The sequence below is a fragment of the Longivirga aurantiaca genome, assembly GCF_042660085.1.
Taxonomy (GTDB): Bacteria; Actinomycetota; Actinomycetes; order S36-B12; family CAIYMF01; genus Longivirga; species Longivirga aurantiaca.
Map to the genome: position 1 here is coordinate 384,433 of NZ_JBHSTI010000008.1, position 14,473 is coordinate 398,905.

Sequence of the window (14,473 nt, forward strand, 5' to 3'; positions counted from 1 at the left end):
TAACCCGGTGTTCGCACGGGTTCGGCCGGTGGGCGGACATCGACCCCCGCGCACGGCGTGTCGGGACGGGAACGGCTCGGAGCAGGCATAGCGTCGCAGTCATTCGGGCTGCCGCCCGGGCGGCCCGCCTTCGGGGAGGCCCTTGTGCCCAACGCGAGCCAGAGCCCGTCGTCCACCCCCGCCACCGGTGTCCGCACCCACGTCCTCGACACCTCGGTGCTGCTCTCGGATCCGCACGCGATCCTGCGCTTCGCCGAGCACGAGGTCGTCATCCCGGTCGTCGTGGTGGTGGAGCTCGAGGCCAAACGCTCGCACCCCGAGCTCGGGTACTTCGCCCGGCAGGCGCTGCGCCTGCTCGACGACCTGCGCGTGAAGCACGGCCGGCTCGACGACCCGATGCCCGTCGGGGATCGCGGCGGCACGCTCCGCGTCGAGCTCAACCACTCCGACGTCTCGGTGCTGCCCAAGGGGATGCAGCTCGCCGACAACGACACGCGCATCCTGGCCGTCGCCAAGAACCTCGCCGCCGACGGCCGCGACGTCGTGCTCGTCAGCAAGGACCTGCCGATGCGCGTCAAGGCCTCGGCGGTCGGACTGGCCGCCGAGGAGTACCGCGCGGAGACGGTGGTCGAGACCGGCTGGACCGGCATGACCGAGCTCGACGTGCCGGGCACCGTGGTCGACGCCCTGTACGAGGAGGACCGGATCGACCTCGAGGAGGCGCGCGAGCTCCCGTGCCACACGGGTCTCGTGCTGGTCTCCGAGCGAGGCAGCGCCCTCGGCCGAGTCACGGCCGACAAGCAGGTGCGCCTCGTGCGCGGCGACCGCGAGGCCTTCGGGCTGCACGGTCGCAGCGCCGAGCAGCGCGTGGCCCTCGACATCCTCCTCGACCCCGAGGTCGGGATCATCTCCCTCGGCGGACGGGCCGGCACCGGCAAGTCCGCGCTCGCCCTGTGCGCGGGCCTCGAGGCGGTGCTCGAGCGGCGCCAGCACCGCAAGGTCATCGTCTTCCGGCCGCTCTACGCAGTCGGCGGCCAGGAGCTCGGCTACCTGCCCGGCAGCGAGAGCGAGAAGATGTCGCCCTGGGGCCAGGCGGTGTTCGACACCCTCGGCGCCGTGACGACCCAGGAGGTCGTCGAGGAGGTCGTCGAGCGCGGCATGCTCGAGGTGCTCCCGCTGACCCACATCCGCGGCCGCTCGCTGCACGACGCGTTCGTCATCGTCGACGAGGCGCAGTCGCTCGAGCGCAACGTGCTGCTCACCGTGCTGTCGCGCATCGGCCGCGACTCGCGCGTCGTCCTCACCCACGACGTCGCGCAGCGCGACAACCTGCACGTCGGCCGGCACGACGGCGTCGTGGCCGTCGTCGAGAAGCTCAAGGGGCACCCGCTGTTCGCCCACATCACGCTGACCCGCAGCGAGCGGAGCCCGATCGCCGCGCTCGTCACCGAGATGCTCGAGGACCTGCCGGTCTAGGCCCCCACCCGGCTGCCCGACGCGGACCGTCACCCGTTCGGCGGGTGGCGGTCCGTGGTCGTCCCGAGACCCTCCGTGCGCCGGTATCCCTCGATCTGGTGTTGAGACTCCGCTCACCCGCCGCCCGTGGCTTTGTGGCGCCCGTCACAGGTTGTGTCCGATTCGCCCTAGAACTGCCCGAACATGCCCTGTGGACAAACCCTCGAGGTGACCCTGAGCACGTCCGAACGGGTTGGCGCTGTCGGAGATACCGGGCAAGGTTGATAACGAAATGATCCCGCGCCCGGGATCGAGAGGGGCCCGGAGGCCCGCGACACCACGCTCCACCGGCGTCGCAGCACCGGGCAGGTCGCACGCTGGAGCGCGACCGCTCGTCCTCCTCGCACCAGGCGCCGCCCCGGCCGTCAGGCCGCACCACCCAGGGGCCAGCTCGTCCGGCTCGCACCGAGTGTTCTCCGGTTCGCGTGCGCGTCGGACCCGTGCCAGGGATCTCACCGCGGGGACGTCCGGAGCGTCGCCGCCTGATGAAGGACTGCATGTGAGCACGACCAACCTGTACGGGGATCTGCGTCGCCGCGCCAGCGTCGTCGTCGGAGCCGCCGTCACGGTGGGCCTGCTGGCGTCCGTCGCCCCCGCTCCCGTGGTGTCACCGGCCAACGCCGAGATCGGCACCACGACCACCTCCACCTCGGGCCTCGCGGCCGGCGCGGTGACGGCCACGAGCCTCACCCCCGTGATCGCGACGTCCACCACCTCCACCACGAGCCGCCTCGCGACCACGTCGCGGTCGATCACGCGCGTCGCGGTCGTCGCGCCGTACGCGTTCGGCACCACCTCGTACAACAAGTGGTGGGCCCGCTACTACATGGTCACCAAGTACGGCTGGAAGACCACCAGCCAGTACACGTGCCTGGTCAACCTGTGGCAGCGCGAGAGCAACTGGCGGCACACGTCGCACAACGCCTACTCCGGCGCGCACGGCATCCCGCAGGCCCTCCCGGGGTCGAAGATGGCCGTCGCCGGAGCCGACTGGCGCACCAACCCCAAGACCCAGATCCGTTGGGGCCTGTCGTACATCAAGGGCCGCTACGGCACCCCGTGCGGCGCCTGGAACGCGTTCCAGTACAAGGGCTGGTACTGACGCCCCGCGTCACCTGACCTGAACGAAGGGCCGGTATCCGTTGCACTGCAACGGATACCGGCCCTTCGTCGTTCGTCGGGTCAGCCCTGCGGAGGCCCGACGGGGATGCGGGTGATGACCGGTGCCGACGTCTCGGCGAAGAAGTCGTTGCCCTTGTCGTCGACCACGACGAACGCCGGGAAGTCCTTCACCTCGATGCGCCACACGGCCTCCATGCCGTAGTCGGCGAGGTCGAGCACCTCGACCTTGGTGATGCAGTCCTGGGCCAGTCGAGCGGCGGGACCGCCGATCGAGCCGAGGTAGAAGCCGCCGTTGGCGGCGCACGCGTCGGTGACCGCCTTGCTGCGGTTTCCCTTGGCCAGCATGACCATCGAGCCGCCGGCCTTCTGGAACTGGTCGACGTACGCGTCCATGCGGCCGGCCGTGGTCGGCCCGAACGACCCCGAGGCCATCCCCTCCGGCGTCTTGGCGGGGCCCGCGTAGTAGACCGCGTGGTCCTTGAGGTACTGCGGCATCGGCTCGCCGGCGTCGAGCATCTCCTTGATGCGCGCGTGCGCCAGGTCGCGCGCCACCACGAGCGGGCCGTTGAGCGAGAGCCGGGTCTTCACCGGGTACTTCGTCAGCTCGGCGCGGATCTCGTCCATGGGGCGCGAGAGGTCGATCGTGACGACGTCGTCGTCGAGGTGGTCGTCGGTGATGTCGGGGAGGAAGTGGGCCGGCTCGGTCTCGAGCTGCTCGAGGAACACGCCGTCGGGCGTGATCTTCGCGAGCGCCTGGCGGTCGGCGGAGCACGACACCGCGATGGCGACGGGGCACGAGGCGCCGTGGCGGGGGAGGCGGATCACGCGGACGTCGTGGCAGAAGTACTTGCCGCCGAACTGCGCGCCGATCCCGAACTCCTGCGTGAGCTTCAAGACCTCCTGCTCCAGCTCGAGGTCGCGGAAGCCGTGCGCCGACATCGATCCCGAGGTCGGCAACGAGTCGAGGTAGCGGGCGCTCGCGTACTTCGCGGTCTTCAGCGCGTACTCCGCCGATGTTCCGCCGATGACGATCGCGAGGTGGTACGGCGGGCACGCGGACGTGCCGAGCGTCCGCAGCTTCTCGTCCAGGAACTTCCGCATGCCGACGGGGTTGAGGACGGCCTTGGTCTCCTGGAACAGGTAGCTCTTGTTGGCCGAGCCGCCGCCCTTGGCCATGAACAGGAACTTGTACGAGAGCTCGTGGCCGGGGGCCGTGTCGGAGTAGAGCTCGATCTGCGCGGGCAGGTTGGAGCCGGTGTTCTTCTCCTCCCACATCGTGAGCGGCGCCATCTGCGAGTAGCGCAGGTTGAGCTTGGTGTAGGCGTCGTACACGCCCTGCGAGATCGCGCGCTCGTCGTCACCGGGCGTGAGCACGTGCTGACCGCGGTTGCCCATGACGATCGCGGTGCCGGTGTCCTGGCACATCGGGAGCACGCCGCCGGCCGCGATGTTGGCGTTCTTGAGCAGGTCGAGCGCCACGAAGCGGTCGTTGGGCGAGGCCTCGGGGTCGTCGAGGATGTTGGCGAGCTGCTGCAGGTGCCCGGGTCGCAGCAGGTGCTGGATGTCGCGGATCGCCGTCTCGGTGAGCAGGCGCAGGGCCTCGGGCTCCACCTGCAGGAAGGTGCGGCCGGCCGCCTCGACGACCGACACTCCCTCGGTGGTGAGCAGGCGGTACGGCGTCTCGTCCGGGCCGAGGGGGAGGAGTTCCGAGTAGTCCATCGAAGCCATGGGGCGAGCCTACGTCCGGGGCGTCCTGGGCGTCCGTGTCAGACCCGTCACTCCAGGGGAATGGCAGCAGTCGGGCGGTGGTTGCGGTCGTGGCGGAGTTACGCCACGCGTATCCCCCATGAGAGGCCCGTCCATGAGCCAGCTCTTCGCGCCGATCACGCTGCGCGGCACGACGTTCGCCAACCGCGTGTGGGTGAGCCCCATGTGCCAGTACAGCTCGGTGGAGGGCTTCCCGACCACGTGGCACCTGCCGCACCTCGGCGCGCTCGCGACAGGCCGCCCGGGGCTCCTGCTCACCGAGGCGACGGCCGTGACCCCGGAGGGCCGGATCAGCCCTGAGGACCTCGGGCTCTGGAGCGACGGCCACGCCCAGGCGATCGCACCCCTCGTCGACTTCGCCCACGGCCAGGGGGTGCCGTTCGGAATCCAGCTCGCGCACGCCGGACGCAAGGCCTCGACGTGGTCGCCGTGGAAGGGTCACGGCTCGGTGCCGGAGGCCGACGGCGGATGGCAGACGATCGCGCCGTCCGCCGTCGCGTTCGGCGACTTCGCCGTCCCGCGCGCGATGGCCGAGCACCACCTCGACGCGATCCGCGAGGGCTTCGTCGCGGCCGCGCGGCGCGCCCACCGCATCGGCGTCGACACCGTCGAGATCCACGCGGCGCACGGCTACCTGCTGCACGAGTTCCTGTCGCCGCTGTCGAACCTGCGCGAGGACGAGTACGGCGGCAGCCTCGAGAACCGCATGCGCTTCCCGCTCGAGATCGTCGAGGCCGTCCGTGCCGCCTGGCCGGACGACAAGCCGCTGCTCTTCCGGGTGTCGGCGACCGACTGGGTCGACGGCGGGTGGGACGTGGAGTCGACCGTCGTGCTCGCGGGCGAGCTGAGGGCCCGTGGCGTCGACCTCGTCGACGTGTCGAGCGCAGGCCTGCACCACGACCAGAAGATCGAGGTGGGTCCGGGCTACCAGGTGCCCTTCGCCGCGCAGGTGCGGGCGGAGGCGGGCATCCCCACGGGCGCCGTGGGGCTCATCACCGAGCCGCACCAGGCCGAGTCGATCGTCGCCGAGGGCTCGGCCGACGTCGTCCTCCTCGCCCGTGCGCTGCTGCGCGAGCCCCGCTGGCCGCTGCTCGCCGCGCACACGCTCGGGGCCGACATCGCCTGGCCCGAGCAGTACCAGCGCGCGCAGCCCCGCTGATCGGGGCGGCGCCGCTACTTCCTGCTGAGGCCGAACACGCCGGCCAGCACGCCGATCGTGATCAGGATCGTGCGCGCGATCCCAGCTCCGCTCGAGCTGGAGGTCTGCCCGCTGCTGCCGAAGGTCGTGGCTGCCACGAGCAGGATCACGGCCGCGCTGCCGATCATGAGCCACGAGCCTGTGCTGCGGCGCCCGTTCTGGCGCTCCCAGAGGCGGCCCAGCCCGGTGGACGGCGGCGTCGGCGGCAGGGGGATGTCCTCGGGGTTGCGGGCGGTGCGCGGCACGCGCACGCCCGCCGTGGCGGCGTCGACGACGGTGACGATCTGCTCGCCCGACTCCCAGAGCGTGGGCTCCACCGTGACGGTGACGCCGTCGGGCGCGATGAGCACGCGGCGGCCGTCCGGCCAGGCGAGCACCGCGCGGGCGGTGGCGAAGCGGACCGTGGCGTGGACGCCGTCCGCGCGGACCCCGGAGATCCCCTCGGGCGCCACGACCATGCGGTCGGACCGGCTGTTGCCGCCGATGAGGGCGTGGGACGTGCCCTCGACCGGCTCCTCGGTGGAGAGCTCGGGGGCCGGTTCGGCCTGCCCGGCCGTCAACTCCGCCCCCTCGGGCAACCCGTAGAGGAGCGAGTCGCGCACCGTGCGGGCGAAGGCGTGCACGTCGTCGAGGGTGACCGCCTCAACCTCGGCGATGCGCTGCTGGAGGGGCGTGACTGCGCCGGTCATGAGCAGCTCCATCGCGGCGGTGTAGGCAAGGGCGACGGAGGCGTCCGGGGAGTCCCACAGCTTGCGAGCGTTCGTGCGGTACTCCTCGAGCCGCTCGGACGAGGTGCCGTCGTCGGCGAGCGAGGCGATCGTGCCGGCGAGCACCTGCGCGACCTGGTCGAGGTGCTCGGGGTGCGAGTCGCCCGTGATCCACATGAGCGCCGTGCTGCCGTCGTACGGGTCGTAGTCGACCGTCGGGCTGTAGGCGACGCCGAGCTCGAAGCGGAGCTTGTCGACCAGCGCGTTCTGGAGCGCGTACGAGTAGGCGACGGCCGCGACGCTGCGCGGCACGGGCGCCAGTGCCGCGACATCCGGGAAGCCGTGGCGGAACCAGGCCGGTGTGGCGGGGAGCACCTCCTCCAGCGCCGGGACGTCGCGGCGCGGACCGGGCGGCAGGGGCAGCGTGAGGCCGGGCGGCGGCGGTGCGCTGAGCACGAGGACGGCGTTCTCGCGGGTGAAGCGCTCGGTCGCCCACTGCTGGAGCGCAGCGCCGTCGACGGTGGCGGTGGCGAACTCGTCGAACGACCAGAGCCCCGGCCCAGCGGGCCCGAACCGCCAGGAGAGCAGTGCCGACGAGGTGCCGTAGCCGCGCTTGCCCGCCTCGGTGTCGAGCACGCGGACCTCGGTCTCGAGCCGGTCGACCGGGAGTGAGCTGAGCCCGGTGCAGACACCGGTGAGGAAGCGCGCGACCTCCTCCGGCTCTCCCGAGGTGTCGAACGTGGTGACCGACGTCCGCACCGATCCGTTCTGGTAGTGCGGCCTCTGGCCCAGCGGGAACAGCGTCAGGTGCTCGACGAGGTGCGTGATGCCGTTCGTCGGCAGCGTCTCGTCGGCCTTGCCGACGCGGAACGTGAGGGTCGCGCGCAGCGGTCCCGGCTCGTCGGCGTGCACCACCCAGACGTCGTCGACCTTGGTCCAGGACACGCGCGCGCCGGTACCGGCTTCCCCCGTCACACGGACATTGTCGACCGCGAGTGTTCGACCTTGAGGCAGCGACGCGCTCGATTGCCTAGCCTCGCGGCATGGCCACGTGGGAGGACGTCGAGCGGATCGCGCTGTCGCTGCCGCTCGTGCACGAGAAGGACGCAGGCACCGGCTTCGAGGGCTGGCGCGTCTGGAAGATCGAGGGTGCCTCGGGCAGGCAGGTCGTGTGGGAGCGGCCGATGCGGCCGTCCGACCTGAAGGTGCTCGGCGACGCTGCGCCGACGAAGGAGAGCATCGCCGTGCGCGTGCCCGACTTCGAGACCAAGGCGCAGCGGATCGCTGAGATCGCTGCGTGCTTCGACATCCCGCACTTCGCGACGTACACCGGCCTGCTCGTGATCCTCGAGGACGTCGACGTGGCCGACCTGCAGGAGCTCGTGGAGGAGTCGTGGCTCGTCGTCGCGCCCAAGCGCGCCGCCAGGCAATGGCTCATCGACAGGAACCCCACCAGCTGACGCTGATCAATCCGTTGCTTCCCGGGTGCCGAAGCAACGGATTGATCAGCGTGAGCGAGGTGGGTGGGGTGGCCACTCGGCCGTCGGGCCACCGATCGCCAGGCGCGACGGACTAGCCTTTCAGCATGACCGAGACGCCGCAGGACCCTGTCGAGGCAGCCCTGCGGCTCCGGGCGTCCGACGCCGACCGGGAGAAGGTGGCAGGCCTCCTGCGCGACGCGTACGCCGAGGGCAGGCTCTCACCGGTCGAGCACGAGGAGCGCCTCGCCGAGGTGTACGCGGCCACGACGTACGCCGAGCTCGTGCCGGTGCTGCACGACCTCCCTGTGCCTCCGGGGGTCCTGACGCTGCCCGGCATGTCGAACGCCGTGGCGCTCACGCAGCCGGCGCAGGTCGCCGTCCCGGGGACTGGCCGGGGGCTGTCGGTCGACCCGGCCCGCGCCGATCAGGCCCAGGGTGTCGCGATCGCCGTGTGGAGCGGGGTCGAGCGCCGCGGAGCCTGGGTGGTGCCCGAGACGCAGGTCTGCGTCGCCGTCATGGGCGGCATCGAGCTCGACCTGTCCGAGGCGGTGCTGACCGCGCGCGAGACCACGTTCACCGTCTTCGCGCTCATGGGCGGAGTGGAGGTCGTCGTGCCCGAGGGCGTCGCCGTGCGCATGGACGCCGTCGGCTTCATGGGGGGCACCGCCGGGCCCGCGGACATCGCCCCGCCGGGAGCGCCCAGCATCCGCATCACCGGTCTCGCGGTCATGGGCGGCATCGAGGTGAAGCGCCCGAAGAACAAGGGCGCCAAGGCGATCTCAGGATCCTGAGCCGGACACGTCGGCTCAGAGCCTGACCACGATCTTGCCCACGTGCTGCTGCGCGACGAGGCGTCGGAACGCGTCGGGAACGTCGTCCAGATCCACCACGCTGTCGATCACCGGCGCCACCGCGCCTGATTCAAGCAGCGGGCGCAGGTAGGCGAGGTCCCGGCGGTCGTTCGCCCGCCACATCGGCATGTGCACGCGCCGGTCGCCCAGCGCGCTCAGCACCGAGCCTGTGGTCACCGCGCTGAGCATCGGACGCTTCTGGCCGCCGAGCACCGAGCAGACGCCGCCGCCTGCGAGCGCCCGGTGGTAGTCGCGCGCGCGGCGGTGCGCGGAGATCTCGACGATCGCGTCGTAGGCCCCCGGCGTGCTCGTGAAGTCCTCGGTGGCGTAGTCGACGACGCGGTGCGCCCCGAGCGCGCGCAGGGCGTCGAGCTTCCACGCCGCGTCGACGGCGGAGACGTGCGCCCCGGCGGCCACGGCGATCTGGACGGCGAAGGTGCCGACACCGCCCCCGGCACCGTTCACAGCGATGCGCTGCCCCGGTGCGAGGGGCTGGGCGGCGCGAAGCCCCGTGACCGCGAGCCCGGCGGCCTGCGGCACGGCGGCTGCCTGCTCGAGCGAGAGGCCCGCGGGGACGGCGCTCCACGCCGACGCCGGGGCCACGGCGTACTCCGCGAATGCGCCGAAGCCGTGGGGCGACAGGTCGGCCATGACCTCGTCGCCGGGGTCGATGCCCACGACGTCGGGCGCGACGGCATCCACCACGCCGGCCACGTCGGAGCCGAGCACCCGGTGCCGCGGTCGGAACGGTGCGATGGCGCGGTTGAGGGGCTCGCCCCGGAGGAGGTCGCGGTCCCAGTCGTTGATCGAGCTCGCGACCACGCGCACCCGGACCTCGCCGGGGCCCACTCCCGGCTGCTCGACGTCCTCGACGCGGAGCTCGTCGGGCGTGCCGTAGCGGTCGTAGACGAGGGCGCGCATCACGCTGAGCAGAGTCTCGTCATGCGGTCAGTCTGGCCGAGGCGGCGACGGTCGGGTGCCGTTTCCCGGCACGCCCGCCGTACGGCGACGGCTCAGTGCGAGTCGAAGTCGACGCTGGCGTAGGTGCGGAGCTTGGCGAAGGAGTGCTCGCTCTTCACCTCGCGGATCGTCCCGCTCTTGCTGCGCATGACGATCGAGTGCGTGGTCGGGTTGCCGCCCTTGAAGCGCACACCGTCCATGAGCTCTCCGTCGGTGATGCCGGTCGCGACGAAGAAGACGTTGTCGCCCGTCACGAGGTCGTCGGCGTGCAGCACCCGGTCGAGGTCGTGGCCGGCGTCGAGCGCGCGGCGGCGCTCGGCGTCGTCCTTCGGCCAGAGCTTGCCCTGGATGGCGCCGCCCATGCACTTGATCGCGCAGGCGGTGATGATGCCCTCCGGCGTGCCGCCGATGCCGAGCAGCAGGTCGATGCCGGTGCCCTCGCGCGCGGCCATGATCGCGCCGGCGACGTCGCCGTCGGAGATGAACTTGATGCGGGCGCCCGCCTCGCGGACCTCGCGCACGATGCCCTCGTGGCGGGGGCGGTCGAGGATCACGACGGTGAGGTCCTCGACGCTCTCCGACTTGGCCCTGGCGACCTTCTTTAGGTTGTCGAGGATCGGTGCCTCGATGTCGACGACGTCGGCAGCGGCCGGCCCGGTGACGAGCTTCTCCATGTAGAACACGGCGGACGGGTCGTACATCGTGTGGCGCTCGGACACCGCGAGGACGGCGATCGCGTTGGGCATGCCCTTCGCACACAGCGTCGTGCCGTCGATCGGGTCGACGGCGACGTCGACCTCCGCGCCCGTGCCGTCGCCCACGGCCTCGCCGTTGAACAGCATCGGGGCTTCGTCCTTCTCGCCCTCGCCGATGACCACGACGCCCTGCATCGACACCGACTGCACGAGCGCGCGCATCGCGTTGACCGCGGCGCCGTCGGACCCGTTCTTGTCGCCGCGCCCGACCCAGCGGGCGGCGGCCATGGCCGCGGCCTCGGTCACGCGGACGAGCTCCAGGGCAAGGTTGCGGTCAGGAGCCTCCGGGCTCCGGTGGACGTCGCTCATCGCATGCGCTCCCGAGATCGTCGTGTGCCCCGACCCTAGCCGCGGCATGTCCCGGTCCGGTGAGGTACGCCGAGTGCATCCCGTCACGCGGCCCGGGAGTCCTACTGTCTGCACGTGACGCACTACCGGGTGAGCGAGGCGGCAGCGCTGCTGGGTGTCAGCGACGACACCGTGCGGCGGTGGATCGACGCCGGTCGGCTCCCGGCCGTCCGCGACCACGCGGGCCGGTGGCAGCTCGTCGGTCGCGACCTCGCCGAGGTCGCCCAGGCCGAGGCCGTGCCGCCGGAGGTGCCCGGCATGCCGGCGTCGTCGTCGGGCAACCGGATGGCCGGCATCGTGACGCGGGTGGACCGCGACGGGCTGCTCGCCCGGGTGGAGATCCAGGCGGGGCCGTTCCGCGTCGTGAGCGTGATGGCGGCCGAGGTGGTGGACGAGCTCGGGCTCGAGCCGGGCTCCTTGGCCGTGGCCTCGGTGCCGTCGACACATGTGACCGTCGAGGTGCCCCGCCGCGGTTCGCGCGGATGACGGCGTACCTGACAATGGTCACGTGAGCGAGCAGTCCGAGGCGGCGACGGCGCCCGAGGTGCCGGTGCGGCCGGAGCCGGCCGACGACCCTGCTGCGGTTGCCGCAGACCGTGAGGCGCGGCAGAAGAAGAGGCTGCGCCAGACCGTCCGCGACATGGTGCTCTCGATGCTCGTCGTGACGGGCGTGGTCGTGTTCCTCGTCGCGCCGTGGAACTGGCGTACGCCGGACCCGGTCAAGGAGGTCGACGCAGCGCCGGTGATCGCGGGGGCCCGCGAGGCGTTCGACTGGCCGGTGCTCGCGCCGCTCGACCTGCCGGCCACCTGGCGGGCGACGAGCGCCCGCGTCGAGACTGCCGACGACGGCCAGCCCGTGGTCGTGCTCGGATGGGTGAGCCCGGCCACGGAGTACGTCGGCCTGCAGCAGTCGCCGACGAAGATCACCGACTTCGTGCCCGATGTGACGCTCAAGGGCGTCCAGCAGGACGACGTCGTCCTCGGCACCCTGACCTGGACGCGCTACGTCAACGCCGACGAGACCAGGCGCTCGCTGGCGCGCACCGACGCCGGCATCACCTACGTCGTGACCGGCACCGGTCCGTGGGACGAGATCGAGGGCTTCACCCGGACCCTGCGCGCCGGCTGACCGCCGTACGGACTCGAGCTGCTGCCCGGAGTGGGGCTTTGAGGCGCGCCATCACCCCACCGTGGGCAGTAACTCGCGGCGTCAGCTCTCGGCGGGCGGGGGAGTGCGGGCGGCGTCGAGGCGGGCGCGCGCGGAGTCGAGCCAGGTCTGGCAGATCGTCGCGAGCTCCTCGCCGCGCTCCCAGAGCGCGAGCGACTCCTCCAGCGTGGTGCCGCCGGCCTCGAGCCGGCGCACGACGTCGGCCAGCTCGTCCCGGGCCTCTTCGAACGACGGCGTGCTCTCGGCTGCGGTCATGACGCGAGCCTAGGACGCCGGCTCGCGGCGGGCGCGCAGCTCGCCCTCGGCCACCCGCACCCGCAGCAGCGCGCCGGCCGCGACGTCGTCGGCCACGCGGATCACGGCACCGGCCTCGTCCTGGACGACGGCGTACCCGCGCTCGAGGGTCGCGGCGGGCGAGAGGGCCCGCACCCGTGCCCGCACGTGCGTGATGTCGTCTCCGGCCCGGTCGAGGCGGTGCCCGAGGACGAGGCGGCTGCGGTCGACCAGGGCCGCCACCTCGTCGCCGCGACGTGTGACGAGCACCGAGGGGTCGGCGAGGACCGGCCGGGCCCGCGCGGAGGCGAGCCAGGTGGACGCCGCCTGCAGCTGGCCGCGCACCGCGCGGTCGGCTCGCTCGCGCAGGTCGCGCACCCGCCGGGCCTCCTCGGCCATGTCGGGCACGATCCGCTTGGCGGCGTCGGTGGGGGTCGAGGCGCGCCAGTCGGCCACGAGGTCGAGCAGCGGGGAGTCCTTCTCGTGGCCGATCGCCGAGACGACCGGCGTGAGGCAGGCGGCGACCGTGCGGACGAGGCCCTCGTCGGAGAACGGAAGGAGGTCCTCGACCGAGCCGCCGCCGCGCGTGACCACGATGACGTCGACCTCGGGCATCGCGTCGAGCTCGCGCACCGCGGCCGTCACCTCGCTGACGGCCTTCACGCCCTGCACCGCCACCTCGCGGATCTCGAACACGACGCCGGGCCAGCGGCGTCGGGCGTTCTCGACGACGTCGCGCTCGGCGTCGCTGGCACGACCGCACACGAGCCCCACGCGGCGGGGCAGGAACGGCAGCGGCCGCTTGCGGTCGGCGGCGAACAGGCCCTCGGCCGCGAGGAGGTTCTTGCGCGCCTCGAGCTGGGCGAGCAGCTCGCCGAGGCCGACGGCGCGGATCTCGGCCGCGCGGAAGGCGAGCGTGCCGCGGGCGACGTAGTACTCCGGCTTGGCGTGCAGGATCACGCGCTGGCCCTCGGCGAGCGGCGGCACGCACGCGTCGAGCACGCGCGGCGTCGCGGTGACGGTGATCGAGACGTTGGCCTCGGTGTCGCGCAGGGTCAGGAAGGCCAGGCCCGCACCAGGACGCCGGGTGAGCTGGGCGACCTGGCCCTCGAGCCACACCGCGCCGAGGCGGGCGACGTAGCCCTCGAGCGCCATCGCGATCGTGCGGACGGCGGCCGGACGCTCCGGCGAGGTGTCGAGGGCCACAGGCGGAGCCTAGGCCGCCGCACCCACGGAGTCCGCGAGCGGCTGCGCGGGGAGGCCGCCCGCGCGGAGCCGACCTACGATGGGCGGGTGACCGACTCCACGAGCGCCCCGACGTCCGACGCCGCCCCCGCGCGCAAGGTGCTGCTCGCAGCCCCCCGCGGCTACTGCGCGGGTGTCGACCGCGCCGTGATCACGGTGGAGAAGGCGCTCGAGCTCTACGGCGCCCCGGTATACGTCCGCAAGGAGATCGTCCACAACAAGCACGTGGTCGAGACCCTGCAGGCGCGCGGCGCGGTCTTCGTCGAGGAGACCGAGGAGGTGCCCGAGGGCTCGATCGTGGTCTTCAGCGCACATGGCGTCGCGCCGTCGGTGCACGAGGAGGCCGCCCAGCGGAACCTGCGCACGATCGACGCCACCTGCCCCCTCGTGACGAAGGTGCACCAGGAGGCCCGCCGGTTCGCCGACGAGGGCTACCGCATCCTGCTCATCGGCCACGAGGGCCACGAGGAGGTCGTGGGCACGTCGGGCGAGGCGCCCGAGGCCATCACGATCGTCGATGGACCGTCGCACGCGGACGACGTCGAGATCGCCGAGGGCGAGAAGGTCGTCTGGCTGTCGCAGACGACCCTGTCGGTCGACGAGACGATCGAGACCGTCGACCGCCTGCGCGCACGGCTGCCGATCCTCATGGACCCCCCCAGCGACGACATCTGCTACGCCACGCAGAACCGTCAGGTCGCCGTGAAGGACATCGCGTCGCGCTGCGACGTCCTGGTCGTGGTCGGCTCGGGCAACTCGTCGAACTCCGTGCGCCTGGTCGAGGTCGGGCTGGACGCCGGCGCCGCTGCGGCGTACCGCGTCGATGCGGCGAGCGAGCTGCAGGAGTCGTGGTTCGACGGCGCCGGGACGATCGGCGTGACGAGCGGCGCCTCGGTGCCGGAGATCCTCGTGGACGGCGTGCTCGAGTGGCTGGCCGCGCGCGGCTACGGCGACGTCGAGGAGGTGCACTCCGCGGAGGAGCACCTGCAGTTCGCGCTGCCGCCGGAGCTGCGCCGCGACCTCAAGGCCGCCGGCAAGAGCTGACCGATCGAGCGCCGGCACTCTCGTTCACGGGAAGGCGTG

At 72.3% G+C, this 14,473-nt stretch carries 14 protein-coding genes; 8 read left to right on the forward strand and 6 right to left on the reverse strand.

Features of this window, described 5'->3' with window-relative positions; translation table 11 throughout:
* Positions 1 to 144 precede the first annotated feature (144 nt).
* On the forward strand, positions 145 to 1,476 hold the full coding sequence (locus ACFQGU_RS05755; protein ID WP_386764609.1) for a PhoH family protein: 1,332 nt from the start codon (positions 145 to 147) through the stop codon (positions 1,474 to 1,476).
* Between the two features lie 538 nt (positions 1,477 to 2,014).
* The gene (locus ACFQGU_RS05760; protein ID WP_386764611.1) at positions 2,015 to 2,617 is read left to right on the forward strand and encodes an aggregation-promoting factor C-terminal-like domain-containing protein; all 603 of its coding nucleotides are present in this window, start codon (positions 2,015 to 2,017) and stop codon (positions 2,615 to 2,617) included.
* Between the two features lie 80 nt (positions 2,618 to 2,697).
* On the opposite strand, the gene ACFQGU_RS05765 is transcribed toward ACFQGU_RS05760, so the two are convergent.
* Entirely contained in the window at positions 2,698 to 4,365 is a 1,668-nt protein-coding gene (locus ACFQGU_RS05765) for a fumarate hydratase (RefSeq protein ID WP_386764613.1), read from the reverse strand.
* 133 nt (positions 4,366 to 4,498) lie between these two features.
* On the opposite strand from ACFQGU_RS05765, the gene ACFQGU_RS05770 reads away from it, so the two are divergent.
* Complete coding sequence (locus tag ACFQGU_RS05770) at positions 4,499 to 5,563, forward strand: NADH:flavin oxidoreductase/NADH oxidase (protein ID WP_386764615.1); 1,065 nt, start codon at positions 4,499 to 4,501, stop codon at positions 5,561 to 5,563.
* A gap of 14 nt (positions 5,564 to 5,577) precedes the next feature.
* On the opposite strand, the gene ACFQGU_RS05775 is transcribed toward ACFQGU_RS05770, so the two are convergent.
* Complete coding sequence (locus tag ACFQGU_RS05775) at positions 5,578 to 7,254, reverse strand: insulinase family protein (protein WP_386764617.1); 1,677 nt, start codon at positions 7,252 to 7,254, stop codon at positions 5,578 to 5,580.
* A gap of 98 nt (positions 7,255 to 7,352) precedes the next feature.
* On the opposite strand from ACFQGU_RS05775, the gene ACFQGU_RS05780 reads away from it, so the two are divergent.
* Together ACFQGU_RS05780 and ACFQGU_RS05785 are read left to right on the forward strand one after the other, a co-directional pair.
* Positions 7,353 to 7,769, forward strand: coding sequence for an MmcQ/YjbR family DNA-binding protein (locus tag ACFQGU_RS05780; protein ID WP_386764619.1), 417 nt, complete (start codon positions 7,353 to 7,355; stop codon positions 7,767 to 7,769).
* A gap of 125 nt (positions 7,770 to 7,894) precedes the next feature.
* Positions 7,895 to 8,581 (forward strand): DUF1707 SHOCT-like domain-containing protein, encoded by a 687-nt coding sequence (locus ACFQGU_RS05785; protein ID WP_386764621.1) that lies wholly within the window; start codon positions 7,895 to 7,897, stop codon positions 8,579 to 8,581.
* Positions 8,582 to 8,596: 15 nt separating this feature from the next.
* Here the strand turns inward: ACFQGU_RS05785 and ACFQGU_RS05790 are convergent, their stop codons facing one another.
* The gene (locus ACFQGU_RS05790) at positions 8,597 to 9,562 is read right to left on the reverse strand and encodes an NAD(P)-dependent alcohol dehydrogenase (RefSeq protein WP_386768174.1); all 966 of its coding nucleotides are present in this window, start codon (positions 9,560 to 9,562) and stop codon (positions 8,597 to 8,599) included.
* Between the two features lie 92 nt (positions 9,563 to 9,654).
* On the reverse strand, positions 9,655 to 10,665 hold the full coding sequence (glpX, locus tag ACFQGU_RS05795) for a class II fructose-bisphosphatase (RefSeq protein WP_386764623.1): 1,011 nt from the start codon (positions 10,663 to 10,665) through the stop codon (positions 9,655 to 9,657).
* A gap of 114 nt (positions 10,666 to 10,779) precedes the next feature.
* Here glpX and ACFQGU_RS05800 point away from each other — a divergent pair, with 114 nt between their 5' ends.
* On the forward strand, positions 10,780 to 11,190 hold the full coding sequence (locus ACFQGU_RS05800) for a TOBE domain-containing protein (protein WP_386764625.1): 411 nt from the start codon (positions 10,780 to 10,782) through the stop codon (positions 11,188 to 11,190).
* 22 nt (positions 11,191 to 11,212) lie between these two features.
* Positions 11,213 to 11,833, forward strand: a complete 621-nt coding sequence (locus ACFQGU_RS05805; RefSeq protein WP_386764627.1) for a DUF4245 domain-containing protein — start codon at positions 11,213 to 11,215, stop codon at positions 11,831 to 11,833.
* Positions 11,834 to 11,914: 81 nt separating this feature from the next.
* Here the strand turns inward: ACFQGU_RS05805 and ACFQGU_RS05810 are convergent, their stop codons facing one another.
* On the reverse strand, positions 11,915 to 12,127 hold the full coding sequence (locus tag ACFQGU_RS05810; RefSeq protein ID WP_386764629.1) for an exodeoxyribonuclease VII small subunit: 213 nt from the start codon (positions 12,125 to 12,127) through the stop codon (positions 11,915 to 11,917).
* 9 nt (positions 12,128 to 12,136) lie between these two features.
* Entirely contained in the window at positions 12,137 to 13,351 is a 1,215-nt protein-coding gene (gene xseA, locus ACFQGU_RS05815; protein ID WP_386764630.1) for an exodeoxyribonuclease VII large subunit, read from the reverse strand.
* 87 nt (positions 13,352 to 13,438) lie between these two features.
* Between xseA and ACFQGU_RS05820 the strand changes: the two genes are divergently transcribed.
* The gene (locus ACFQGU_RS05820; RefSeq protein ID WP_386764632.1) at positions 13,439 to 14,434 is read left to right on the forward strand and encodes a 4-hydroxy-3-methylbut-2-enyl diphosphate reductase; all 996 of its coding nucleotides are present in this window, start codon (positions 13,439 to 13,441) and stop codon (positions 14,432 to 14,434) included.
* The last annotated feature ends 39 nt before the right edge of the window (positions 14,435 to 14,473 follow it).

What these genes read in the sequence shown, in the direction of transcription:
- ACFQGU_RS05780 (WP_386764619.1), top strand. Translation starts at nt 7,353, where the DNA reads ATGGCCACGTGGGAGGACGTCGAGCGGATCGCGCTGTCGCTGCCGCTC.
- ACFQGU_RS05785 (WP_386764621.1), top strand. Translation starts at nt 7,895, where the DNA reads ATGACCGAGACGCCGCAGGACCCTGTCGAGGCAGCCCTGCGGCTCCGG.
- ACFQGU_RS05765 (WP_386764613.1), bottom strand. Translation starts at nt 4,365, where the DNA reads ATGGCTTCGATGGACTACTCGGAACTCCTCCCCCTCGGCCCGGACGAG.
- ACFQGU_RS05770 (WP_386764615.1), top strand. Translation starts at nt 4,499, where the DNA reads ATGAGCCAGCTCTTCGCGCCGATCACGCTGCGCGGCACGACGTTCGCC.
- ACFQGU_RS05790 (WP_386768174.1), bottom strand. Translation starts at nt 9,562, where the DNA reads ATGCGCGCCCTCGTCTACGACCGCTACGGCACGCCCGACGAGCTCCGC.
- glpX (WP_386764623.1), bottom strand. Translation starts at nt 10,665, where the DNA reads ATGAGCGACGTCCACCGGAGCCCGGAGGCTCCTGACCGCAACCTTGCC.
- ACFQGU_RS05810 (WP_386764629.1), bottom strand. Translation starts at nt 12,127, where the DNA reads ATGACCGCAGCCGAGAGCACGCCGTCGTTCGAAGAGGCCCGGGACGAG.